This window comes from Cronbergia sp. UHCC 0137, from assembly GCF_034932285.1.
GTDB lineage: Bacteria > Cyanobacteriota > Cyanobacteriia > Cyanobacteriales > Nostocaceae > Cronbergia.
The window spans coordinates 66,012-91,127 of record NZ_JAYGHC010000020.1; the positions used below are offsets into that span (position 1 = coordinate 66,012).

The following is a 25,116-nucleotide window of genomic DNA, read 5'->3' on the forward strand; positions in this document are numbered from 1 at the left end:
CAGAGACGCAGAGGCGCGGAGAGTATCTTAGCAATCACTGTTGAGAAGATGAGCGAAAATGACTGGTAGCTTCATTCAAATGCTTTATTAGTGTAGACTGAGGTAGGGGTCCTTGCAAGTGATTCCAAGGTAAAAGTTGTTCGGTTGACCAATTGCTGTGAACGTAGTAATCTAAGTCGGGCATTTGTCCTTTGAGTTGTTTGAACGCACGTTTGTAACTACCCAATGAGTCACCTAAGTCACGAGTTAATTCTAGCAGATGGGAAATTCGGCGATCGCCCCTGGATAATAAAGCCTGTATAATTGACCAATTATAGCTTTCTGGTCGAAATTCTATTCCGTGGGGTTTTAGGTTTTTCTGTAAAAATTGTAATCTTTTTTCCGCTTGCTTGTTTACCCCAAACCATTGAAAAGGCGTGTGTGACTTGGGTACGAAGGTACTACATCCCAGTGTTAACCGCAAACCAGGAGCAGCTTTTTTAACGGCTTTCATCATCGCCACTGTTTCTTCTAAATCTTCTGCTTCTTCCCCAGGAATACCCGCCATTCCGTAAAGTTTCAAACTAGACAGCCCTCCTAGTTTAGCATTAATGGCTGCTTGGATGATTTCATCGTTATATAACTTTTTATTGATGATTTGGCGTAACTTGTCGGAACCACTTTCTATGGCAATGGTAAGCGATCGCGTGTCCCTTTTTGCCAAAGTTTCAGCTAACTGTACTGTTACTGTATTTGTTCTTACCGAAGCAACACTCAACCGCACATCATCATATTTTGGTTGACTAATATAATCTAATAATTCGGTAAATTCAGGATGTTGAGTTACAGAAGCACCCAATAAACCCAGACGATTTGTAACTTTTAAACCCCGTTCAATAGCGGGAATCAAAGAATTTTCTAAACTCGCTGTTCTAAAAGGTAAGGTGAGATAACTTGCTAAACAGAAGCGACACATTTCGGGACAACTCCGCACCACTTCCACCATAAAAATATTTTCCCATGCGGCTTTTTCTGTCACCACAGTAGAAGCCGAAAGAGTATTTCCCCGGTAAGTTTGCTTTTGGATAATTGCGGGAATTTCCGGTAAAAGGGGATTAATAGATTTTATTTCTCCATCTTTACTTTTATATTCTACCGCATACAAACTCGGAACATAAATTCCTGGAACTTGCGCTAATCTTTTTAATTGTGTTTCTCTATCAGCGTTTCTAACTTCTTTATAAATATCAATAAAATCCCCTAAAAGATTTTCACCATCTCCCAATAAAATCAGATCGAAAAAATCAGCGAATGGTTCAGGGTTAGCTGTTAAAACTGGACCACCACCAAAAACAAGGGGATGTTGTTTATTCCGCAAACTTGCCCGGAGGGGTATTCCTAAAGATTCCAAAAGATTAAAAATATTCACATAATCTAATTCCCAAGACATAGAAAAACCAAGTATTTCCGGTTGTCTAGGAAGTTGTTCTTGAGTATCTGTAAATAAACGACTTACCTGTAAATCATCACGCATGGCTAAAGTCGCCCAAACCACCTGATAGCCAAGGCTAGTTATCCCCACCGTGTACTCATTAGGAAAAGCAAAAATTAAGGGGATAGCGTCATTATTCGGGTTTGCAGGGGTAAATAGAAGGCGTTCAGAGTCAAATACAGATGATGTCACAGGTTTATTAAAAAGGTGATCTATATTTAATTGTAACCCAGATAAATGAAAATCCTTATTTATATTTAATTTTTAACCAGAGAATAATGAAATTGAAAAATAAACTCACGCCATTAGCCATAATAATCGGTACAGCACCAAGAATGATTCCATAGATTAACCATAGAAACAAACCCGTCATAAATGTAATCAGCATCACGAAGGAAACATCTTTAGCTGATTTTGTCTTCCAGGTTTGAAACATCTGTGGTAAAAAGGCGATAGTGGTTAATAAACCTGCTGCGAATCCTAAAAGGGTGATAAAATCCATATTTAATTAGTTTTAGTATAAAGTATACTATCATAATATAGCAACCCTAGATAATTGATAAAAAGGAATATTTTATAAGATTCAAATCCCCAAATTTTCTAGGAAGTCGGGGATCTTATAGTTCACGAATAATTTGGGTTTGCTATAACAATAGACATCTCCAGAAAAGAATGTAGAGATGTTCCATGTACCGTCTCTACAAGGGTTATAGGAAACCCATATTCAATTTCACTCCATGTTTAATATAGAGATATTTTATGGAACATCTCTATATCCAGTATGGTATAGCCTAGATTGTCATTGTTGAAGTTATATTTTTTAGGTTTTATTTTTTTGCTTTTTTAGATAATCTTTAGCCCAAGCATATCTTTTTGGATCTTTTTTCAAAAGATACTCTGCTGCCTCATGTCGTTTTTGTTCATCTTTTGTACTTTTGATTATTCGTTTTCTTTCAGCATCTATATCTTCAGTTTCAGCACCATTTTCAACAGCTAGTTCAAACCAATAATCACCTTCTTCATGGTTATTTTTATCATAACAAATAGCACCCATTAATGTATAAGGTTGATGGCTATCTGGCTGATATTCAATAGCTTTTCTCGCACAGTCTTCTGCATCATTTAATTCATTAATATCTCTTAATGCTGCTCCTCTAGTGACTAAAATGGCTGATTTGAGATTATTTTCTGTGATTTTTGCTAAGTCTAAATTAGTAAGTTTTAAAGCCAATTCAGCTTCATTTGCTTTGCGCCAATAACTACTAGCTGTAGGTATATTCCATTTATTTCCAGTCCGTTTTAATTCCTGTTCAGAAAACTCAGCTTCTAGTCTGTAATATGCAATAGCAATCTTCCCACCACGAGATAAAAGTCCCTCATCCATAAGCCGAAAAACTAATACAGGATCTAACCTTTCTCTTTTTTCTAATTTGATCATAATAGCATAAAATGGCTCTAGAGGCAATAAAGGATCTATCAATCCATACTTTCTTTTAAGTGCTATAAATTGCTTATTTTTAGCGAAAGCAATAATGTCTTCATGTTTATTATTGTGCAACCATTCAATTTCTGAATCATTTAAAAACTGTTCTAATTCTGCTTTGGTTTTTAAACTGGTAGCATACTTATCCTTAGCGATAATTAATGTATCTATTAATTGATTTTTTTGCAGAAAATCCAAATCATCCTTACTTAAAGGATGTCCTAAATCAAATTTTTTCAAAATAGTATATAGATGATTAGAGGGTGATAAATCTATATATTTTTCTGCTTTGTATTTTTTCTTTAATGCAATAAATTCTTTTTTGATTTCAAGTTCTTTGGCAATCTCAATTGTCTCTGTCAGGTGTTCATTTTTCAACCAATCTAAATTATGTTGATTTAGCTTTTGATTTTGCTCTAGTTTTTGCAATATTTCATATAATTGACTAGAGGGGGATACATCAGAATGTTTAGTAGCCTTGTACTTTTGTTTTAACTGAATAAATGTTGCTTTCCTCTCTGAATCTTGTTGTTCAAATATTTCTATGGTTTCCAGCAACTCGTTATCTAGCAGCCATTCATATTCAGGATCATCCAAAGGTTGAAATTTATCTAATTTTTTGAGAATTTTATAGAGTATCTGGTCAGGAAATGAATCTTGATATTTATTAGCTTGATATTTCTGTTTCAAGTCAGCGAAATGTTTTATGCTTTGAGCAAGTTCAACTATTTGAAATAGATTATTATGTTGCAATAGTTCAAGTTCTACATCGCTTAAAATACCTTCTGAATTAAGTTTCCAAAGTATGGGATATAGAAAACTGTTTAATGACGATTCCCAAGATTTAGTAATTCTATACTTAGCTTTCAACTGAGAAAATTCATCTTCTAGCCTTTTGAGTTCGCCTTTTCTAAATTTGTCTAGCCAAATAATTTCAGTTGTTTTTGTGAGTTGATTTTTTTGTAACCAATCTAATTCTATATTACTGAGTTCTAATCCTAAATCAGCTTTTCGTAGAATCAAATACAGTAGACTAGAAGGAGAACAATCCTGATATTTATGAGCTTGGTACTTCTCCTTCAAACAAGCAAAATGTTGGCACCGCACTTCGTATTCCTGATTCATAATAATCATACCTACAATAAAACTCTTTCTCCCTATACTCCTCTTTACGTCTTCGCACCCTAAGCGTGAGACAAAAAAGAGTTTGGGAAAATACTGTTCTACTGTGACTACATCAGCAAAAAGAGGCATTCCAGATAAACACAGCTTAAAATTCGCTGAATTTAAAAATCTCTACAACATAATATAGTGAGATACAATAGCACTAACTGTCCGATTCCAAAAGCCTGAAACTAGGCAATTTTGTTCATACATATCATCTGCATTTTGTACAGTGCGTAAATCCTATATGATAGTCTATTCCTAAAATTTTACTTCCATTTGACTGTTTGGCAAAAATAATACAATTATCGGTGGATCAAGTTGGCTAATAGGTGCGGGTTTCATGTCGCGATAGTCAAGTAATTGCACAACAATTAGGTAAATAACAGCCAAAAGTATAGAAAACGCACCTGTAACAATAGCAACTATTTTTGAACGGTTCATCGGTATTTCCTACGGAGTTAGTTATGTTTTAGCCTGAAAAATAGCTTTGCAGCCAAGATTAATTCTAACTATAGCGGTTTGAGAACCCCACCCCCAACCCCCTCCCCGCAAGCGAGGAGGGGGCTATGATGTATTTCATCTTTTTACCATACATAGATGATTGCAAGGGAGGACGAGGCTATGATGTATTTCATCCAACTAAAAACCGCTATATTTAGAATATCTTCTGTAGATTGGATATAAGCACTCCACTTGAAAAATTAACCAACGGACGAGGAAGGTTGTCATGCAGAACAAAAACCAATTAGTCTTAACTTTGGCGGGGAAAGGTGCAGTTTTACTTTCACCGTTGCTGCTGTGGGCTGGTTTTGTCTATGGACAACCTACGACTACCGTTACCCCCACTCAGATTATATCCAATCAGGAACGGGAGGAATTGACGCGACTTCGTGCAGAAAGGCAAATGGAAGCAAATTTTAACCAGACAACTACTCTCTTAAATGTTTGGTTAACTATATTGAGTTTATTTCCTGTGGCTGTTATCGCTTCTTTATGGCTATTACGAAAAGCCGCAATTCGAGAAATTGTTGATCGGGCTATAAACCAGTTGGGGGGAATGGAAGAATTACGAAATCAGTTAACGAGTGTGAAGGAAGAAGCAAGAATTATTAATGATGAATTAGTGTTACAAGCTGAGGCTTTGAGGCAAAATATAATTGGTGAACAAGAAAATATAGCTGGTTTATTATCTGAAGTTGCTCAGGTAAAACAACAATTTTTAATTACATTAGAAACAGAAATCCAGTCTGTTAAACAAAATCTTAATAAATTAGAATCTGAATTGGATTTGGATTCTAAAAATCAGAGAAATAGAATTTTTGATAATTTCCAAAAAATAACCGATGATCTGGTTTTGCAGTTAAGTGAATTGCATTCAAATATTCAAAACCAAAAAGATATTGCTGGTGCTAATATAGAAAATTCCCTGGCTGAATTTACAGCCCAATTGGTTGAAATGCGTTCTGGTATTCAACAACGCAAAGATCATGATTTAGGAATTATCGAGAAATCCCTAACTGAATTTACATTGCAATTGCTGGAAATGCGCTCTGAAGTTGAACAGCAGAAAGATCATCATTTGGCAGATTTAGAAAAATCCAGTGCTGAATTTACGTCTAAATTGGTTGAAGTTCAACAACGAAAAGATGATAATTTGGCAATTATCGAACAATCCGTGGCTGAGTTGACATCTCAATTAGTTGAAGTTCAAAAACAAAAAGATAATAATTTAGCAATTATTGAAGAATCTCGTAGTGAGTTTACATCTCAATTGATTGAATTACGTTCTGAAGTTCAACAACGAAAAGATGATAATTTGGCAGATTTAGCTAAACTTCAGTTAGACTTTATAACTCAATTATCTTGTTTTCAAGGAGATGTTCAAACCCAAAAAGATAATATTTTGGCAAGTTTGCTAGATTTACAATCAGGATTCGAGTTGGAATTTCAACAACGTCAACAGCTACTTTTGGAAAACTTAGAAAAATCTGGATTAGAGTTTGTATCTCAATTTTCTGAATTACAAGAAAATGCTGAACAACAAAAAATGTTGATTTTAGATAAAATAGAAAAATTAGAAACTGAGTTTGTTAATCAACTTTCCGAACTACAATTAGATGCACAACAACGGAAAGATTCAATTTTACAGAAATTGGCTGATCATACTTTGAAACCTAGCCCAGAAGAAATACCAAAAGTGAATGCTGATGATCAAATTCAAGAAGGAGATAGACTTTTTGCTGAAAAACTTTATGCAGATGCTTTAGTAGCATATCAACAAGCCATAAAAATCCAGCGTGATGATCCTGTAATTTGGTTGAAATGTGGTATAGTGATGAGTAGATTAAAACGCTATGAAGAAGCGATCGCTATCTACAAAAAAGCGCTTAAAATCAAGCCAGACTACCATCAAGCATGGTGTGATCAAGGTGTAGCCTTTGGGAACTTGGGAAAACATGAAGAAGCATTTAACTGTTTTCAGCAAGCCGTTAAAATTCAACCAGAAGATCACGTAGCATGGTTAAATTGTGGACTTTCTCTGATAGAATTAGAACAGTATGACGAAGCGATCGCAGCCTTTGATCAAGTATTAAAATTCCAACCCGATTCCCCCAAAGCCTTGAATAAACGGGGTTATACCCTAGTGAGATTGGGAAGAGACGACGAAGCGATCGCTAATTTCGACCAAGCACTAGAACTAGATCCAGATTATAGCATAGCCTACTACAACAAAGCCGCCTGTTATGCACTACAAAGACGAGTCGAACTAGCAGTAGAAAACCTACAAACAGCAATTCAACTCAACCCCAAATATCGAGAAGAAGCAGTAACAGACATAGACTTTGACGACATTACCAATGATCCACGCTTCCAGCAACTAATACAATAAACCACTCTCCGCGCGCCAGTTGCTACAAGTCGGGGAACCCGCCCAACGCACTGGCTTGCCTCTGCGTGAAAAAAAGATTAATAACTTAACAAAGCAATCAAAAAACAAACCAACAATAAAGCTAAAATCAAGATCAAAAACTGATAACGAATTAGCAACCTTTTCCAACTTGTACTCAAGCGTGATGAATTACGTTCCGCTTCCAACTCTAATTTCTGATCTTCCAGACTTACATAGAGAGTACAATCTTTAGCATCAGGTCGTTGGGGAAAATTACAACTATCATCAACATGATAGATACAACTAGGACAAAGATAATTATCTCCTGTAGCACGGTGTAAAGGAATGCCAGGATGACCGTAGGCTTTTAGAGTTAAGCGACAATGGGGACAGATGATAGCTTGACTATCAATTTTTTGATGACAACGAGAACAGGATACAGTAGCCAAAATATGGATAGAGTTAAGTGAGTTAACATTTCAATTTTAGCCACTGTATAGAAAAAATATGCAGTATGCTTCAAACTTTGAAGAACTTACTTATAACTATAGTCGGGAACACTGATCTTCTTTATTCCCTTTGACAATATTACCTCTTCCTCTTGGTGCAGTACGATTTTCTTTACATTGCAGATTACCATTAATTCTATTATTAATAATGGCAAGTCCTCCTGTATTTTTAAAAGCCTCCAAATTACCACCAATGGTATTGCCCCTTGCGACTAAATTAGCAGAATTTTCATCAAATTCTAGGTCTTCATTAATTCGGGAATTGACAATAGTTGCTGCTTCTGATTCGTCAATTTCGATATTACCACCAATCACCGAGCTAGAATCAACAACCACATTTTTTGCATACTCAGCCTGAATGTTACCATTTACATTTACTTTACTGGCTCTGAGTGTTGCATTAGATTCTACCTTTATATTGCCCTTAACTTTTGTTTGAGATAAAATACAAGTAGCACCACTAGGTACTCGAACATTATCAACTGTAATAGATCCTAATGTACTGCGGCAAGTAATTTCATCAGCCAACACTGGGGAAGAGTAAGAAATCACTCCTGCTGCACTCAAAATAGCTATGGATAAAAAATGGTTCTTGTTCATGCTAAAACCTCTGATAACATGAATACTGACGGGGGTTTGAAAATAGAGTTCCCAGTATCAGTTATCAGTAGAACTGCAAGTAATTTAAATTACTAAATCAATTTAAGTAAAACCTTTGATCCTAGCAAATAATACATAAAAATCTGTAGGGTGCTTCAGACAGAATAATTTAGGCTAAAATCACTAATTTTAAGATTCTGACGCATCTGACTTCATCTAAATTAGTGCGGTGCGTCAGATAGAAAAAATCTATTGTTTGCTAAATTATTGGGTCTGACGCACCCTACAATAGATAAAATCCATCATCCTTATGTAATAGATTTTGTTAATGCGTAACTCCTAAAAAAAGTAAATTATGCGACGTGATTCGATTTTCTACAAATTATTTAAGCAATTTCCTAGTTTATTATTTGAACTGGTAGATCAAAAACCACTAGAAGCAGAAAAATATCAATTTGATTCCATAGAAGTCAAAGAAACAGCATTTAGAATTGATGGAGTATTTCTACCACCTGATCATGCTAACCCGAAAATAGCCTTTTTTGCTGAAGTACAATTTCAAGAAGACGAAGACTTGTATCATCGGTTTTTTACTGAACTGATGACATTTCTTTATCGTCATAAAGTTCGTTATGATAACTGGTTTGGAGTATTAATTTTCCCTTCTCGTAGTTTAGAACCATCTAATTACTTAATTCATGATGTATTGATAGACAGTTACAAAGTCAAAAGAATATATCTGAATGAATTAGGGGACTTAAAAACACAACCTTTAGGAATAGGGTTAATGTTGTTGACGACTACTCCCAAAACCAAAGCAGTAGAAGCCGCAAAATTTTTGATAGCAAAAGCCAGAGATACGGAGATAGACAACCTAGATAAACAAGCGATAATAGATTTAGTAACCACAATCATTGTTTACAGACTTACCAAACTCAGTAGAGAGGAAATAGAAGCCATGTTAGAACCGATAACAGAAGAACCAAGGGCTGTGAGAGAATGGAAGGAAGAAGCAGAGAAAATGCTTGTTATCCGACAATTAAAACGACGGTTTAGAAAAGTCCCTGATGTTTTATTACCACAAATCCAGCAGTTAACCAGAGAACAAACAGAGACACTTGCTGAGGATTTATTAGACTTTTCCGTGCTTGGGGATTTAGAAAACTGGTTACAGCACAATCAGCAACAAATATAAAGCAGGATTAGCTATACCAGGAATTACCCACGGGATAGCGCACTCCAAAAAATGCAGTTTCAGTCTTTTGTCATGCGATATTAGCCTGTAGGGTGCGTCAGACAGAATAATTTAGGCTGAAATCAGTGATTTTAAGTTTATGACGCACCTTATTGTATCTAACTAGCAACTTACGTTATTAGTGCGGTGCGTCAGATAGAGAAAATCTGTCATATTCTAAATTATTGGGTCTGACGCACCCTACAAAAGATAATAGATTCTATCAATGCGTAATTCCTAAAACTTTTAGAAATTACAAAAAATTGAACCGTGGGTAGTGGTTAAGCGTAATGTTAAACCTCTATTTTATCCTGTCAAAGTGGACTGTAGGGTGCGTCAGACAGAATAATTTAGGCTGAAATCAGTGATTTTAAGTTTATGACGCACCTTATTGTATCTAACTAGCAACTTACTTTATTGGTGCGGTGCGTCAGATAGAGAAAATCTGTCATATTCTAAATTATCGGGTCTGACGCACCCTACAAAATATAATAGATTCTATCAATTGTTAAACCTCTATTCTATTCTGTCAAAGGATTAAGTATTTTTGAAAAATTTAATTTTTTTATCATATTGAGTATACTCGGTTACAAGCAAAGATAAAAAAATCTTTCTTCCCTTCCCTTCTTGTTGCATGAATAAGTCATTTTTTGCCCCTTTTGTGTTATAAAGCGGACAGCAATTTAACTAAAACAGGAAACTACTCTATGGAACCAGACAACCTGGCCAGGTTTAAAGAGTACGGCGAATTTATTCTCAGAAAAATTGACTCAGTACCTGAACACCCTTCCCAACAGGAAGATTGGGTTCCCGCTAGTCTAGATGATTGTTTAGTGCGTTTACGGGAAGCGGCTGAGAAAACAGTAGAATTGGCTACCTCTCCCGTGAAAATCGGCGTAATGGGAGAATTTAGTAGCGGTAAAACTTTGCTGCTTGGTGCTTTAATTGGTTATGCAGATGCTTTACCGGTGAACGAGAACCCCACCACAGGAAATGTCACCGCTATTCACCTCAAACCCCAAGATGGTTTTGTCACTACCCAAGTGGATAATTACGCCATTGAGTATCTGTCCCATGAAGGGGTAAACGAGTGTTTACACTTCATGTTGGGGGAAGCAATTCAAAGGGCTACAGCAGCAGGAATTACACCTTTAACAATTTCTAAAATTAAAACCGGAAAAGATATTACTGGTTGGTGTGAAGAGGCTTGGAAGAGTTCTAATAATTTAGAATTACGGTATTTATTGCGGGAGTTGGTGTTATTTTTGCGGGCTTATCAGGCTTATGGTGAAGCACTTTGCGGTAGGTCTTACCAGATTGATAGTATCACAGCCCATGAAGGATTGCAACTAGCACAAATGCCGATGGCTGTCCAAGTTCTCAACTTTGATGATTTACCACCAGCGCATATCCGCTTACCTAGTCCACCCCAATTTTTACAAAGTAAGTTATTACAAAATAGCTTTCCTTTAATTCGTCGTGTGGATATTGAGGTAAAAATATCACGGGAAATTTGGGATATATCTGGGGCTTCGGAGTTTGTGTTGTTGGATTTCCCTGGTTTGGGGGCGGCTAATTCTGGCGCTAGGGATACCTTTTTATCTTTGCGAGAATTGGCGCAGGTGCAGACAATTTTAGTGTTACTTAATGGTAAATCACCAGGGAGCGATCGCGCTAACAAAATCTTCACGATGATGCAGCAACAACGACCAGGACAAGACCTCAAGGATCTGATTCTGGTCGGTGTGGGAAGATTTGATCAACTACCTTTAGAAAGTGAGGGTGGAGAAAGAGAATTAGATCTACTAATTCAAGAAATTCCTAACCCTCAACCTGTACAAACAGAAATGGTATTTGACAGAATCAAAGTTCTGGAAACTATCATTGATGGGGCGGAAGCTTTTACTACTCAAAAAGATAGAATTGTTTTATTATCCCCTTTATTGGGTTTAGCAGAATTAGCTAAACGTTCTACTACAGTTAAGGCTGGTTCTGAAGAATTTCTTGCTAATTTAGATTATCCTGAATATCTAGATCGTTCAAAGCGATTACAACAGAAATGGGAACGATTGAGTGAACGCTTATTATTCTTTGATGGACGCAATCAACTAGGTAGACAATTAGGTTATTTCGCCCAAGATGGAGGTATTAGTAAACTGCGAGAGTTGATTCAAACCCATGTTGCTAACCACGGATTAAGACAGTTACATGAAGATACAAAACGGGCAGCAGATGGATTGCGTCAACAACAAGAACAACTAAAAGAAATTGTAGAACAAATTCATGAACAAGGTATCCCCACCGTAGAAAGTCCGGCTTTGATTGAATTGTCTTTAGCTTTAGAAAGTTTGGATAAAACCTATAGAAACTTTCAAAAAGATTTAGGAAAAGAACCACTCAAAGACAGACGGGGAATTATTGTCAGTGATGTGATTAAAGATGAATTAACCTTGAGAATTTTGAATTGGAGTCAGTGGACATTACTATTTAATAAAGCCCAAAATGGGACAATTACCTTAGCAGAAACCAAAGGTGCAGCCGGGAAATTATTTGACCGAGGAAATAGGGGTAACAGTTCCTTACCAACCAAGAGTGATGACTTTTATCCAGAGTTTGAAAAGACCGTGCGAGAAGTAGAAGAATTTGCGCGCGATCGCTTGCGTCAAGCCGTGGTAGACTTATTAAGTAAATTAGCCAATCAAATAACCTCAGAACGGGAACATTTACAAGCAATTATCCATCCAGAAATGGAACAACAAATAGAAGAAAAATTTGGTGTAGAAGCAGCAGATTTATTCTATAAACTGTTCTTAGGATGCGACCCGCAGAAATGGAAAGAAGCAATTGTGGGAGAAATCAGTAACAACGAACAATCAATATCTCCAGAAACGATCTTTCCTCTAGCGCGACGAGATGAAAAACATCACGTTGGACAAATATTTGATTGGTCGCCAGAAAGAAACCCAAATTCAGCTAAAACAGGAAGTCATCAACTTTTTGTTTTACGTTTGCGAGATGAAATTACTACTAGCGCAAGTCTGCATCTTGTCCAGTATGTTAGTGAAGTGAACCAGCAAGTCAATACAGAACTAAATGGAATTTTAGATCAAATTATTCCCAGTTTACAAAACCTATCTAAAAAAGAAGAACTACTCAGATATATTGCGGCTGGTGACTCACCACGAGAGTTAGCAATTCCCACCTGGTTACAAATTTTAGCTGATTTAGCAGCGATTAATGAAGGTGATACTGATACATCCTTCCCGTCCTAAAGTTAAGCTGTTAGGACTTACGCATTGACAGAAAATCTTAAATATGTATAGCGGGAAAACCATATTGATCGTAGGGGTTTAGCACTGCTAAACCCCTACCCCACGGCTAGTTTATCGGTAAAAATATAATTAGTCGTCACCTGAAACAAGCTATTTTGGTGAAAGCAGATCATGATTAACATGATTAATTTGTACAGTGCGTGATTAAAATAACCTCCCATTCAACAAACAAAGGATACTGTAATAATGAACACTTTTCCAATTAACAACTACTTCCATAATTTAAGCGATCAACAAATAACAGAAAGACAACAAAAAAGATTTCCTGGTTGGCTGGCTGTAGACTTTGGTACATCTAATTCCACAGTCACACTATTTGATCCAATGGAAGTACCAATAGCCGAAATTTTACCACGAGAACAGGAATTAAGATTGCGCGATCGCTTGGCGGAGTGGTTAAGTTTACCCGCATCAGAAGCCTTACCAGATGTACCTTCCAGCGATTGGGAAAAATTTATTGCTGATATTAGCAAAAGCCTAGAAATAGAACCTAATCAGTTAAAAGAGGTATTTGAAAATGATGATAAAAAACAATTTCTAGAAGCAATTCGCCAAATAGAATTATGCTTAGGAAATAGTGATAGATTTCGCCGTGCTGTTAGCAAAAAACTTTATCAGATATATCATGAAGTGTTCCGAGTTCCCACTTTAGAATCTCAAAATTTAATTCCTGTGGTGTTAGATATCGACAGAAGAGATACAGAAATTCCCAGTGAAATGGAAATCTCAGAATTAACGCCATTAAAACTGCAATTAGGGAGAGAAGCTAGGGATAATCGGAAAAAAGCGATCGCCCAGGGTACAGTTACTTCTGTCAAAGAAATTATCAGCAGATTTCATCATTCTCCTAAACGTTACTTTGGTCAAGATCGTTCCTTTCCAGTAATTATAAATGGGGAAGAAAAAAACGTCCCAGTTAATGAATTAATTCAAGCAGCTTGGGCGCATTTAATTGAATTAACAGAAGATTATCGTCAACGTTCTAGACGCAGATTTTCTGAAGGTGAATTTTTAACAGCAGTAGTCACCTATCCCACAGTAGCACCTCCAGTAGTTCGCAAAGAAGTTAAAAAACTGGTAGAAGAATTGGGAGTTGATGACGTTCAAACTGCTTATGATGAAGCCGTTTCTGTAGCGATATTCTTTTTATGGCGAGAATTTGGCGGTAATTTGAATATTGGGATTGAATCTTTTAAAACTCGCTGTCGTCAACATGGCCATAAATGGTCACAAAATGTATTGGTTTTAGATGTTGGTGGTGGAACTACAGACTTAGCCTTAATTGAACTAACTTTAGAAGATAAAACCCCTTTGTTTGAAAATCATGAAGATCGGGGATTAGGTGGAAGATACTATAAATTAACACCAAAACTGTTAGGTTCTTCTGGTCATTTACAATTGGGTGGCGAATTAATTACCTTGCGAGTTTTTCGGTTATTAAAAGTAGCGATCGCTGATTTTTTACTAACAGCAATTAATACAGGTGATATCGAAAGCGAAAAATTAGAAGACCTAATCAACTCCGAATTAAACGAACGTTTTTTAGAACAAGGTAAATTTAAAACTGGCAGCTTATTAAAATGTGTTGATAAAGAAAACCCTGAAGGAGATGTAGCCTTTAAAGATGCCCTAGATACAGCAGAAAAAGTATTACCTACCCGTTGGCAACAAGCACCCCAACGCTTACAAACATTTTACACCCTTTGGGATCATGCCGAAGTAGCTAAACTCAAATTAGGGCAAAAACCCACCACCGAATTTACAATTTCTGAACAACAAATTGGCGAATTACTAGCCCAAAGTGGAGTTAAATTTTTATTTAGAAGTTCTGAAACAATTTCTGTTACCCTAAACAGCCAGCAATTTGAAACGGCTGCAATTTCCACCATTAAAGAAGCAATTGGCATTGCCAAAGGACTAATGGAAAGTCGTTTAGATGCTGAAAATAACCAAAAAGTAGATTGGTTAATCCTCTCTGGTAAAACCTGTAATCTCGACCTAGTACAACAACAAATTTATCAAGAATTTAGCCAATCTCCCTATTTTGTTTGGAATCCAGAACGAATTACATTTGTTTTAGAATTTACTAAACTTGCCACTTCTGCTGGTGCTTGCTACGCCGAAAAACTCCGTCGTTTAAGATTTGATCCAGAAGAATCAAAAACCTTGCTGCGTAAAGGTGCAAATCAACTAGAAATAGATGTCAAAAACCTATTTTATTATCTACCTTGCAACTTCAAACGCAAAACCCAAAGCAACGAACTTTTACCCATTTTCAAAGCCGGACAAGAACTTTACCAACTCGCAGATTGGGAAACAGTAGCCAAAGTCCGTACCCATTGGCAAGGGATACAATTAACTAACATTATCTATCGTCAAGATTACGAAGATGGAGATTTAAGGTTATGGGGTAGCTTTGATGGTAAAAGATTGATGATGAAACTCAAAATGGAAGAATCAGAGTTTTTAAGAAAAATTAAACTTCAATTTGAAATTGATCAGACTCTCCAATTTAATGTATTATTGTGTCAAGGAAATCCCCATTATTTAATAGATGTTTCTGGCATTAACATCAAAGAAATTATTTCCCAGTTTTCAGAATCATCAACATTATTTACCGATGGTTTATTAAAGTGGAATGTTGCAGTGGAACGTCCTAATAATCAATTGCGTGATGGTGATATAGCCATCAATGTTTTAGAATCAGCCACCGTTGATCAACCAGATGCTTATCATTTAGTTTTTGCAATTGATCAAAATGAAAGTAAATCTCTGCAAAAGTTTCATTATTTGCAAGATGGTATCAACCAACCACCAGGAAACGGATTAATTAGTAACCCCTTACCTCCCTTTCCTCAAAGTAGTCAACACACCTTTTATATTTATCAAACAGATAGTGAAACCAACACTAAAAAATGGATACGCATAGGTGAACTGAATAAACCAGGAATCAGCACAGATTATCCTTGTCAATATCGTGTAACTTTGGATGATCAAGGGATGTTAAGAATGCACGCCGGCGAAGTTCCCTACTGGACATCAAATAATCAAGAATGTCTCCAACAAGAAGGATATGTTTATCGAACCGACTTAGAATTACAACCTAACGAAGTTGACAAAGAACGCGATCCTTTTTGCGGTATTCATTAGACAAAATTGCATATTTCGATTTAATTAAACTATTGTGGGATGGGCATCTTACCCGTCCTAAACATTATTTTCCCCTTTCCCATCATGGAACATCTACATCAATTACTAGAAATAGAAAACTCAGAACTAGCCAAAGTATTGCGATTTAGTCTTCACGGATTAGAGACGATTTTAGATCAAGCCCAACAAGAATACCCACAAGATCCCGGTATTCAAATATGTGATGAAATCCGAAAAGAAATCCTGCAATTATTACAACCTCCACCAAAAGTTGAAATTAATAGCGAATTTAAATTAATAAATTTGCGAGACGCATTTAATACTGATCCAGAACTGAATTTATATTTAGGTAACTCTTCACTTAAAAGTCAAACTGATGCTGATTTATGGAACGAAATTCAGTGTAAATTGCTACGACTTCCAGAAGATTTAGCCACATCTTGGCGACAACGGGCTGGGGAAATGGCGCGACAGATAGGTGCTGTAGAAAACAATAGCCATCTTTACCAATTACCTTTTGTGAGGGATGAAGTAATTTATTCTGGATTACAGGGAAGTGTGACAGCGAGGGGATTATGTTTATCGCGTCCAGCATTTTTAAATACAGCAATTGGTCAAAATCATCCTACTGGAGAGCTAAATTTACTAGCTGGATTCATAGCTTTATATACTAAAATTATTGAGATAGAACCAGAATTACATCACGCTTTCAAGAGTGTATTTAGCTTTGATGTAGTTTCTTTACATACCAAACCAGAACAGAAATACCAGTATATTGAAGCTTTGAGCGATCGCTTTCAACGTACAAAAAAAGCCGAGGAAAATACTGATTTATCTCTAATTGTACGTGCTTGGCTTGACATAGATGAAGCCATTCATTCCTTAGTATTTGTCCCTCCAGCCGAGCGTTATTCCTGGTGGGGAAAGCTACAACAAGAATCTCGGCGCAATTTAAAAAAAGTTGTAGAAAGGGCAATTCAAGCAGGTTACGATATCAGAATTAAGAGTTTATCAGGAATTTATGCCGATATTTGCGCCTTTTCCAAAGATGATCTCCAACTAGACTGTGGAGGTACACCAGGGGAAGTGTTAACTTGTTTACGAATGTATGCAAGAATTAACCAGGAAGAAATTCCCGGAAGAGTAATATTTCGTTCATCAAGGTGAAAATACATTCAACAATTGTTCATTCAAAATTAACCCCCAGTACCAGAGAAAAACAGAGGTAAAACAAATGCTGTTATAATTCCCCCCAATACAATCACCTCGATACTTTTCAATAATAAACTACCTGCTATAAACTGATTAAATTCTCCCCTAATATTCCAACTACGAAAACGACTATACCAGTTTTTAGGACTATCTTCTGGGCGTAATTTCCATGACAAAATTGATAGTAATAATGGTACACCACCAACTTTAGCCGACATCAAAACATGAATTGCTAAACAGCAAACCATAATTACCCAAGATATCAAGTGAAAGTAATACCAAATATGATCAAATTCTCCTGAAGGTAGCCACTCTTCCTTCATCATTCTGCCAGATATCACCGCTAAAACAGCAGCAATCAACATGGAAGTATTTACCAACCTTTGCAAACTCACCCACCAAATAGGTTTTCCGACTTGAGTTAGTTTTTGAATAGAATCTCGCTGTAAAAGCCGATGTTTTCCAGCATGAAAACTATAAACAGCAAAAAAGGGGAGTACAATTAAAAAAAATACCCCAAATGTCCCATGAATATCTTGAATCGGATTAATTTTGGGAATGATTATTTTGCCAAATCTGCCATCAAAAGTGTTATAAACTAAAAAGCCGCTAATAATAGCGCCAATTACCAAAATTCCACTTGCACCATGCCAAATTCGGAATAACAAAGGTTGATAAGGTGTTAAACGAGTCATAATAAATTTCAGGTCAGTAAAAAGATTAATCTCAAAATAAACTTCTTGCAAAAGTCGTGATTTTCAAATTCTGCTTTGCGTCTTTGCGCCTTGGCGTGAGCTTTTCAACAATATTCTTGGCTACACCAAAGTTAAAATAATAGGTTGTTTTAAAACTTTTTTGTGTGTGATATTACACCCCCAGATCCCCCTTAGAAAGGGGGACTTTGACGAATTTAGTGGGGGGATCTCGATTAATTCTGATACTTTTCAAACATCCTCTCAGATTAATTTTAGTTTTCTCCATAAAAGAGCAGCAAAAGTCCGAATTTTTGTATTTCCTCACAAGTTCCTCACATTTATGTCTTAAATTTTAAAGATTAAGCTCATGATCCTAAATTGAGAGATGAAAAAAACTGCCTTAGTGATTGGTTATGGTAATGAGTTACGTGGTGATGATGCTATTGGACAAATAATAGCCAAAACCATCAAATCATGGAACTTAAACAACGTCGAATCCCTTGCAGTTCATCAATTAACACCAGAATTAGCGGCAAATTTAGCCACGGTAAATTTAGTAATTTTTGTAGATGCCTGTATTAACTCTCCCTCTGAGGATGTACAAGTAAAATCAATATTACCCTCTTTTGATAATGCTATAAATGGACATATAACTAATTCACGATCGCTATTGGCTTTAACTCAAACCCTCTATGGTTGTTGTCCCCAAGCTTGGTTAGTGAGTGTACCAGGAATTAACTTTGAAATTAGCGATAGTATTTCCAGCATAGCAGAAAACGGTATAGCGATCGCTCTCAACAAAATTATACAGATTCTGGATAAATATACAAAATTATGGATGTAATTGGGCATCAGAACAGCCAAACCAGTTATAATCAGGAGCAGTAATGGCACAAATTAAACCCACCACCAATCATACCCATCCTATCCTGCAAACAGAGACAGCAAATCCCCTTGATGCCATCTTTGCACCCCAAACCGTAGCTGTGATTGGTGCTAGTGAAAAAGCTGGAAGTGTCGGCCGTACACTACTGTGGAACTTAGTTAGCAGTCCCTTTGGGGGAACTGTTTTTCCCGTTAATCCCCAACACCATAGTATCCTGGGAATTAAAGCTTATCCCAATATTTTTACCGTTCCAGAAAAGATAGATTTAGCCATAATTGCCACACCAGCCCTCAGCGTACCCAAAATTATCGCTGATTGTATAGATGCCGGTGTAAAAGGCGCAATTATCATTTCCGCAGGTTTTAAAGAAACCGGTGCAGCAGGTATCGCCTTAGAACAAGAAATACTCCAACAAGCACATCGAGGTCAACTCCGCATCATTGGACCCAACTGCTTAGGTGTAATGAGTCCTCACAGGGGTTTAAATGCTACCTTCGCCAGTGCGATCGCTCGTCCGGGAAATGTCGGTTTTCTCAGTCAAAGTGGGGCTTTATGTACAGCCATCCTTGATTGGAGTTTACAGGAAAATGTTGGTTTTAGCGCCTTTGTTTCCCTTGGTTCAATGTTAGATATCGGTTGGGGGGACTTGATTTATTATCTCGGTGATGATCCCCAAACGCAAAGTATTGTTATTTACATGGAATCTATCAGCGATGCTAGATCATTTTTGTCAGCCGCGCGAGAAGTCGCCTTAACCAAACCAATTATTGTGATTAAAGCCGGTCGTACCGCCGCCGCAGCCAAGGCCGCAGCCTCCCACACAGGCGCATTGGCGGGGAGTGATGCTGTGCTAGATGCAGCTTTTCGGCGTTGTGGGGTGTTGCGGGTGAATAGTATTTCGGATTTATTTGATATGGCGGAGGTACTAGGGAAACAACCCCGTCCCAAAGGTTCGCGTTTAACGATTTTAACCAATGCTGGTGGTCCAGGAGTATTGGCTACAGACGCATTAATTGAATCTGGGGGAGAATTAGCGCCAATTTCCCCAAAAATAATTTCTTCACTAAATAAAATTTTACCACCACAATGGAGTCACAGCAACCCTATAGATATTTTAGGTGATGCTAACCCCGAAAGATATTCTCAAGCCTTAGAAATTGCGGCGCAAGATCACAATAGTGATGGTTTATTAGTGATTCTCACACCCCAAGCCATGACTAATCCTACCCAAACGGCACAAAAGTTGAAACTTTACGCCAATATTGGTAAACCTATCTTAGCAAGTTGGATGGGTGGTGCTGAGGTCAGTGAGGGAGAAAATATTCTCAACCGTCAGGGAATCCCTACCTATCGTTATCCAGATACGGCGGCGCGTGTGTTTAGTTATATGTGTCGTTATAGTTATAATTTGCGGGGGATTTACGAAACTCCCGTATTACCTGTAATTGATCCTGAATTAAATTTACCTAATCGGGCGTTAGTTGAAAAAATAATTCAAACTGCACGGACACAGGGGCGAACTATCCTCACAGAATGGGAATCTAAGCAGATTTTAACAGCTTACGGTATTCCTGTGGTCAGGACTTGTGTGGCTAAAAATGTAGCTGGGGCGGTAGAATGTGCTGATGGGATGGGTTATCCGGTGGTTTTGAAAGTTTATTCCCAGACGATTACCCATAAAACCGATGTGGGTGGTGTGCAGTTAAATCTGCGTGATCACGAAGCGGTGAGAATGGCTTATCAAGCTATTGAAACATCTGTGAGGGAGAAAGTAGGGGCGGAACATTTTTTGGGTGTAACTGTTCAGCCAATGGTGAAAATGGATGGTTATGAGTTGATTATTGGGAGTAGTTTAGATTCCCAATTCGGTGCGGTGTTGGTGTTTGGGGCTGGGGGACAGTTGGTGGAAGTTTTTCAAGATCGAGCGATCGCTCTCCCTCCCCTCAATACCACTTTAGCACGACGGATGATGGAAAATACGAAAATTTACCAAGCCCTCCAAGGTGTGAGAGGACGTAAAAGTGTGGATATGTCTGCACTTGAACAATTATTGGTAGAGTTTAGTCAATTGGTGGTCGAACAACCTTGGATTAAAGAAATTGATATTAATCCGTTGTTGGCAATTCCCCCTTCTGCTGTCAATACTGGGGGATTAATCGCTTTAGATGGGCGAATTGTTCTCCATTCTCCCGATATGCAGGAAAGTCAATTACCCAAATTAGCCATTCGTCCCTATCCTACTCAATATGTGGGACAGTGGAATTTACCCAACGGTCAACCTGTTACTATCCGTCCTATCCGTCCCGAAGATGAACCTTTGATGGTGCAGTTTCACCAAACATTATCAGAAGAAAGTGTGTATTTTCGTTATTTTCATTTAATTAAGTTGAGTCACAGGGTTAGCCACGAAAGACTAACGCGGATTTGTTTTATTGACTATGACCGTCAAACGGTTCTAGTTCCACTATATCATAATCCAGATACAGACGCAAGGGAAATTTTAGCTGTAGCTAGGTTGAATAAATTACATGGTACTAAGGCGGCAGAGTTTGCTATCCTAGTGAGCGATCGCTATCAGTGTCAAGGCTTAGGCACAGAATTAGTCCGTAGATTGTTAGAAGTTGCTAAAAATGAGGGAATCTGCTGTATTTATGCCGATATTCTAGCTGATAATTTAGGAATGCGGCGAATTTGTGAAAAACTCGGTTTCCAAATCGCAGCCACCACCGACCCAACAGTGTTAAGGGCAGAAATTCGCCTTTAAATTGATTCACGCAGAGGCGCAGAGGCTTCTGAGAGGAATTAAGAGCGTAAATCTGGGACTGTTGTAGAGACGTTCCATGGAACGCCTCTTAAATTCCTGGAAATGTTTATTAGATACTGTTAATAACTCAAGTTGCTAGTTATTAATTTTGCGGATATTTTGTAATGTGTAGGGTGCGTCAGACAGAATAATTTAGGCTAAAATCACTAATTTTAAGTTTCTGACGCACCTTAATTTGATCTAACTAGCAACTTAGGTTAATAACCATAATAGCCATTTCTGTGGATGCGATACCTACGTCCATGACGGTAATAGTAACGGTAGCGAGCGTTATTGTTGCAACGACGGACACGGTAGCGTCTACGATGACGGCTGGCGGGACGATAATAATGGCGGCGGTGTCTGCGATAATAATAGACTCGGCCATGACTACCATGACGATGGGAATATCTGTAGTGATGAGCTTCAGCTTTTTCCGCATTGGAAAAAATAGATGCTGATGCTAGTATAGCCGCAATGACAATGGAGATAAAGCGGTTCATGGGTTACATTAATTAAGTTGGTGACAATCTTGTGCCGGGCAGGATTTTAACGAAGAGGATATACCGCAGAGCATTAAGCGAATTGTACCAGTTTTTTGGAAGTAACAATCGCGAACTTAGCATATCTTTGAGAAATTAATAGTGTTCATCATCTAAATATATTTAAGTACAACTATTACTGACATTGAGGATCAGGCTTTTCTTGCTTCTCCTAAAACCGCGTTATTGGGTTAATAAATCATAACTTAACTGAGATTTCTCACATTTTCCATATATTGTGTTATCTTGTTTAGAGTGTCTATAACTATAATTTAAGTAACTTCTCGCAGCTAAGATGGCAAAATTACGGTAAATTATGGTTAAGAACAAAAAATTATCACACACACTAAACTAACATCGTGTTTCCAGCCTCCGTTATTCACCTAGATAATGGGTTAACTTTCATTCATCAAGAAATTCCCACTACCCCCGTAGTTGTAGCAGATGTTTGGGTTCGTGCTGGAACAACATTAGAGCCAGAGCCTTGGTTCGGAATGGCTCATTTCTTAGAACACATGATCTTTAAGGGTACAGCAAACATACTACCAGGAGATTTTGATTATCTAATTGAAAACTTAGGTGGAATGAGTAATGCAGCTACTAGCCATGATTATGCTCATTACACCACCTCTACGGCCGCGCCTTATTTAGCCGAAACTCTACCCCATTTGGCGCAAATGCTGCTAAATGCTGAAATTTGTGAAGATGAATTTATTCGTGAACGAGATGTAGTTTTAGAAGAAATTCGCGCTGACTATGATGATCCTGACTCAATAGGATATCAATCTCTGCTGAAAAATATCTATCAACGTCACCCCTACGGACGTTCGGTGTTGGGGACTGAACAAGAATTGATGCAGCAATCTCCAGAAGCTATGCGTTCCTTTCATCGTACCCACTACCAACCAGAAAATATGACGGTGGTGATTGTGGGGGGAATTGCACAAGCACCTGCTTTAGAAATAGTAAATCGTTCTTTTGCTGATTTTTCTCCCCGTGCTGATTGTCCGCGATTTGAGCAGGTAATAGCGCCTAAATTAGGGGGGATTCGTCGCCATGAGTTGATTTTACCAAGAATAGAGCAAGCACGGTTAATGATGGCTTGGATAGTTCCTGGTGTAGAACAACTCCGTACCGCTCATGGCTTAGATGTACTTGCGGTGTTATTGGGTCAAGGACGGACTTCTCGCTTGGTGAGTGATTTACGGGAAGACAAACAAATTGTACAGGGAATTTGTAGTAATTTTTCTCTGCAACGGGAATCTAGTTTATTGACAATTTCTGTTTGGTTAGAGCCAGAATATTTAGAGCGCGTGGAGTGTTTAATTAAGTCTCATTTGCATGATTTACAAAATGAAGGAATTAGGGAGCAAGAACTGAGGCGCATTCGTCGGGTATTATGTAATGATTATGCTTTTTCGACGGAAACACCAAATCAACTTTCTATGCTTTATGGTTACTATAATACTATTGCCCAAGCTGAATTAGGCGTTAAGTATCCTGAGCAAATTCAATCTTTTGATGCTCAAGAACTGCAACAATTAGCTCAAGAGTATCTTTCCACTGAAAATTACGCTGTAACGATTCTTAAACCTTGTTAGTCAGGAGTCAGGAGTCAGGAGTCAGGAGTCAGGAGTCAGGAGTCAGGAGTCAGTGAAGTTCACTTAACTTTTGGTGAATGGAGATTGAGAAGTTAGCCAAAAATCTTGAACTTTGGTGTTTTATTCACAATTAAGATGTAAATTAAAGTATGCAAACTGTTAATGTTGATTCTCTGATTGATCGTAGTGTGTTACCCAATGGTATTGTTGTATTGGTAACAGAAAATCAAGGTGCGGATATTGTGGCTGGACGGATTTTTGTCCGTGCTGGTAGTTGTTATGAAAGCCGTGAACAAGCTGGTTTGGCTCATTTGCTGTCTTGTGTGATGACTAAGGGTTGTGATGGTTTATCTAGCTTGGAAATTGCAGAAAAGGTGGAGTATGCTGGAGCAAGTTTAAGTACAGATGCAGCGACGGATTATTTTTTGCTGTCTTTGAAAACGGTTACATCTGACTTTAGGGAAATTTTAGCATTGGCGGGACGAATTTTGCGATCGCCCTCTTTTCCTGAAGCTGAAGTTGAATTAGAAAAGCGGTTAGCACTCCAAGATATTCGTTCTCAACAAGAGCAACCTTTTACTGTAGCTTTTAGCCAAATGCGACAGGCTATGTACCAAGCACACCCTTATGCGATGTCGGTTTTGGGTAATGAAACTACAATGAGCAGCATTACTCGTGATGATTTGGTAAAATATCACCAAACTCATTTTCGTCCAGATAATATAGTAATTAGTATTGCTGGGAGAATTACACCGACAGTAGCATTGGATTTGGTAGGGGAGGTTTTTGGTGATTGGCGAGTTCCCAATGAAAAGCAACCTATACTTAATTTACCAGAAATTCTGAGTTCACCACAATCTTCTCTCAAACCTATCAATACCCAACAATCAATTATTATGCTTGGTTATATGGGTACAGCAGTTAACGCCCCAGAATATGCTGCTTTAAAGTTGCTTGCTAGTTATTTAGGTAATGGTCTTTCTAGTCGGTTGTTTGTGGAGTTGCGAGAAAAGCGCGGTTTGGCTTACGAGGTATCGGCTCTTTTTTCGACTCGATTATTTCCGGCTACTTTTGTAGTTTATATGGGTACTGCACCGGAAAATACGAAGATTGCTTTGGAAAGTTTGCGTCAAGAAGTAGAATTATTGTCTACGGCTGAATTAAATCCAGAGGTACTACAAACTGCTAAGAATAAAATCCTCGGTCAGTATGCTTTGGGTAAACAAACTAATGGACAAATTGCTCAAATATATGGCTGGTATGAAATTTTGGGTTTAGGGATTGAATTTGATCGAAGATTTTCTGAATTGATTACTAATGTTAACTCAAGTGAAACGATGAAAGCAGCAATTCAATTTTTACAAAGACCATATTTATCTTTGGTCGGTCAAGAGGAAGCAATTGCAGTAGGGAACAGGGATTTCTAATGGTTAAAAAAATTTGCGACCCTTGTAGAGACGTTCCATGGAACTTCTCTACACCCAAAAATAATACGTCAATTCAGCAAAGTCCCATTATCAATTACTATAATGCCTAACGTC

Annotated in this window: 17 protein-coding genes; 9 read left to right on the forward strand and 8 right to left on the reverse strand. The window is 37.6% G+C overall.

From position 1 onward, the window contains the following. Positions 1–34 precede the first annotated feature (34 nt). The 4 genes from VB711_RS12415 to VB711_RS12430 form a co-directional block, all read right to left on the reverse strand. A complete protein-coding gene (locus VB711_RS12415) occupies positions 35–1,663 on the reverse strand; it encodes a radical SAM protein (protein ID WP_323286358.1) in 1,629 nt (542 codons plus the stop codon). A 55-nt stretch (positions 1,664–1,718) separates the two neighbouring features. Beyond that, positions 1,719–1,973 (reverse strand): SemiSWEET transporter, encoded by a 255-nt coding sequence (locus tag VB711_RS12420; RefSeq protein ID WP_323286360.1) that lies wholly within the window; start codon positions 1,971–1,973, stop codon positions 1,719–1,721. Between the two features lie 318 nt (positions 1,974–2,291). Further along, entirely contained in the window at positions 2,292–4,208 is a 1,917-nt protein-coding gene (locus VB711_RS12425; RefSeq protein WP_323286361.1) for a hypothetical protein, read from the reverse strand. Positions 4,209–4,379: 171 nt separating this feature from the next. Continuing rightward, complete coding sequence (locus VB711_RS12430) at positions 4,380–4,562, reverse strand: hypothetical protein (RefSeq protein WP_323286362.1); 183 nt, start codon at positions 4,560–4,562, stop codon at positions 4,380–4,382. 286 nt (positions 4,563–4,848) lie between these two features. Between VB711_RS12430 and VB711_RS12435 the strand changes: the two genes are divergently transcribed. Continuing rightward, positions 4,849–7,011, forward strand: coding sequence for a tetratricopeptide repeat protein (locus tag VB711_RS12435; RefSeq protein WP_323286363.1), 2,163 nt, complete (start codon positions 4,849–4,851; stop codon positions 7,009–7,011). Positions 7,012–7,088: 77 nt separating this feature from the next. Here VB711_RS12435 and VB711_RS12440 read toward each other — a convergent pair whose 3' ends face one another. Together VB711_RS12440 and VB711_RS12445 are read right to left on the reverse strand one after the other, a co-directional pair. Beyond that, positions 7,089–7,460 carry a zinc ribbon domain-containing protein gene (locus VB711_RS12440; protein WP_323286365.1) on the reverse strand — a complete coding sequence of 124 codons (372 nt, stop codon included), beginning with the start codon at positions 7,458–7,460 and terminating at the stop codon, positions 7,089–7,091. Between the two features lie 96 nt (positions 7,461–7,556). Continuing rightward, the gene (locus tag VB711_RS12445) at positions 7,557–8,120 is read right to left on the reverse strand and encodes a hypothetical protein (protein ID WP_323286367.1); all 564 of its coding nucleotides are present in this window, start codon (positions 8,118–8,120) and stop codon (positions 7,557–7,559) included. 355 nt (positions 8,121–8,475) lie between these two features. Between VB711_RS12445 and VB711_RS12450 the strand changes: the two genes are divergently transcribed. The 4 genes from VB711_RS12450 (at position 8,476) to VB711_RS12465 (ending at position 17,003) form a co-directional block, all read left to right on the forward strand. Further along, positions 8,476–9,315 carry a DUF2887 domain-containing protein gene (locus tag VB711_RS12450; protein ID WP_323286368.1) on the forward strand — a complete coding sequence of 280 codons (840 nt, stop codon included), beginning with the start codon at positions 8,476–8,478 and terminating at the stop codon, positions 9,313–9,315. A gap of 746 nt (positions 9,316–10,061) precedes the next feature. After that, a complete protein-coding gene (locus VB711_RS12455) occupies positions 10,062–12,626 on the forward strand; it encodes a proteasome protein (RefSeq protein ID WP_323286369.1) in 2,565 nt (854 codons plus the stop codon). A gap of 246 nt (positions 12,627–12,872) precedes the next feature. Further along, positions 12,873–15,836: a molecular chaperone gene (locus VB711_RS12460; protein WP_323286370.1), complete on the forward strand. Its 2,964-nt coding sequence runs from the start codon at positions 12,873–12,875 to the stop codon at positions 15,834–15,836. Positions 15,837–15,920: 84 nt separating this feature from the next. Beyond that, the gene (locus VB711_RS12465; protein ID WP_323286371.1) at positions 15,921–17,003 is read left to right on the forward strand and encodes a hypothetical protein; all 1,083 of its coding nucleotides are present in this window, start codon (positions 15,921–15,923) and stop codon (positions 17,001–17,003) included. Positions 17,004–17,032: 29 nt separating this feature from the next. Here the strand turns inward: VB711_RS12465 and VB711_RS12470 are convergent, their stop codons facing one another. Beyond that, positions 17,033–17,743, reverse strand: a complete 711-nt coding sequence (locus VB711_RS12470) for a cytochrome b/b6 domain-containing protein (protein WP_323286372.1) — start codon at positions 17,741–17,743, stop codon at positions 17,033–17,035. A 385-nt stretch (positions 17,744–18,128) separates the two neighbouring features. Between VB711_RS12470 and VB711_RS12475 the strand changes: the two genes are divergently transcribed. Both VB711_RS12475 and VB711_RS12480 read left to right on the forward strand, forming a co-directional pair. Beyond that, the gene (locus tag VB711_RS12475; RefSeq protein WP_323286373.1) at positions 18,129–18,587 is read left to right on the forward strand and encodes a hydrogenase maturation protease; all 459 of its coding nucleotides are present in this window, start codon (positions 18,129–18,131) and stop codon (positions 18,585–18,587) included. 43 nt (positions 18,588–18,630) lie between these two features. Then, positions 18,631–21,393, forward strand: a complete 2,763-nt coding sequence (locus VB711_RS12480; protein ID WP_323286374.1) for a bifunctional acetate--CoA ligase family protein/GNAT family N-acetyltransferase — start codon at positions 18,631–18,633, stop codon at positions 21,391–21,393. Between the two features lie 257 nt (positions 21,394–21,650). On the opposite strand, the gene VB711_RS12485 is transcribed toward VB711_RS12480, so the two are convergent. Then, on the reverse strand, positions 21,651–21,935 hold the full coding sequence (locus VB711_RS12485; protein WP_323286375.1) for a hypothetical protein: 285 nt from the start codon (positions 21,933–21,935) through the stop codon (positions 21,651–21,653). 398 nt (positions 21,936–22,333) lie between these two features. Between VB711_RS12485 and VB711_RS12490 the strand changes: the two genes are divergently transcribed. Both VB711_RS12490 and VB711_RS12495 read left to right on the forward strand, forming a co-directional pair. Further along, positions 22,334–23,575, forward strand: a complete 1,242-nt coding sequence (locus VB711_RS12490; RefSeq protein ID WP_323286377.1) for a pitrilysin family protein — start codon at positions 22,334–22,336, stop codon at positions 23,573–23,575. 149 nt (positions 23,576–23,724) lie between these two features. Continuing rightward, positions 23,725–25,002, forward strand: a complete 1,278-nt coding sequence (locus VB711_RS12495) for a pitrilysin family protein (RefSeq protein WP_323286378.1) — start codon at positions 23,725–23,727, stop codon at positions 25,000–25,002. The last annotated feature ends 114 nt before the right edge of the window (positions 25,003–25,116 follow it).

Coding starts and splice junctions, on each gene's coding strand:
- VB711_RS12450 (WP_323286368.1), top strand. CDS start 8,476: ATGCGACGTGATTCGATTTTCTACAAATTATTTAAGCAATTTCCTAGT.
- VB711_RS12435 (WP_323286363.1), top strand. CDS start 4,849: ATGCAGAACAAAAACCAATTAGTCTTAACTTTGGCGGGGAAAGGTGCA.
- VB711_RS12420 (WP_323286360.1), bottom strand. CDS start 1,973: ATGGATTTTATCACCCTTTTAGGATTCGCAGCAGGTTTATTAACCACT.
- VB711_RS12475 (WP_323286373.1), top strand. CDS start 18,129: ATGAAAAAAACTGCCTTAGTGATTGGTTATGGTAATGAGTTACGTGGT.
- VB711_RS12445 (WP_323286367.1), bottom strand. CDS start 8,120: ATGAACAAGAACCATTTTTTATCCATAGCTATTTTGAGTGCAGCAGGA.
- VB711_RS12470 (WP_323286372.1), bottom strand. CDS start 17,743: ATGACTCGTTTAACACCTTATCAACCTTTGTTATTCCGAATTTGGCAT.
- VB711_RS12480 (WP_323286374.1), top strand. CDS start 18,631: ATGGCACAAATTAAACCCACCACCAATCATACCCATCCTATCCTGCAA.
- VB711_RS12425 (WP_323286361.1), bottom strand. CDS start 4,208: ATGCCTCTTTTTGCTGATGTAGTCACAGTAGAACAGTATTTTCCCAAA.
- VB711_RS12495 (WP_323286378.1), top strand. CDS start 23,725: ATGCAAACTGTTAATGTTGATTCTCTGATTGATCGTAGTGTGTTACCC.
- VB711_RS12460 (WP_323286370.1), top strand. CDS start 12,873: ATGAACACTTTTCCAATTAACAACTACTTCCATAATTTAAGCGATCAA.
- VB711_RS12430 (WP_323286362.1), bottom strand. CDS start 4,562: ATGAACCGTTCAAAAATAGTTGCTATTGTTACAGGTGCGTTTTCTATA.
- VB711_RS12485 (WP_323286375.1), bottom strand. CDS start 21,935: ATGAACCGCTTTATCTCCATTGTCATTGCGGCTATACTAGCATCAGCA.
- VB711_RS12455 (WP_323286369.1), top strand. CDS start 10,062: ATGGAACCAGACAACCTGGCCAGGTTTAAAGAGTACGGCGAATTTATT.
- VB711_RS12465 (WP_323286371.1), top strand. CDS start 15,921: ATGGAACATCTACATCAATTACTAGAAATAGAAAACTCAGAACTAGCC.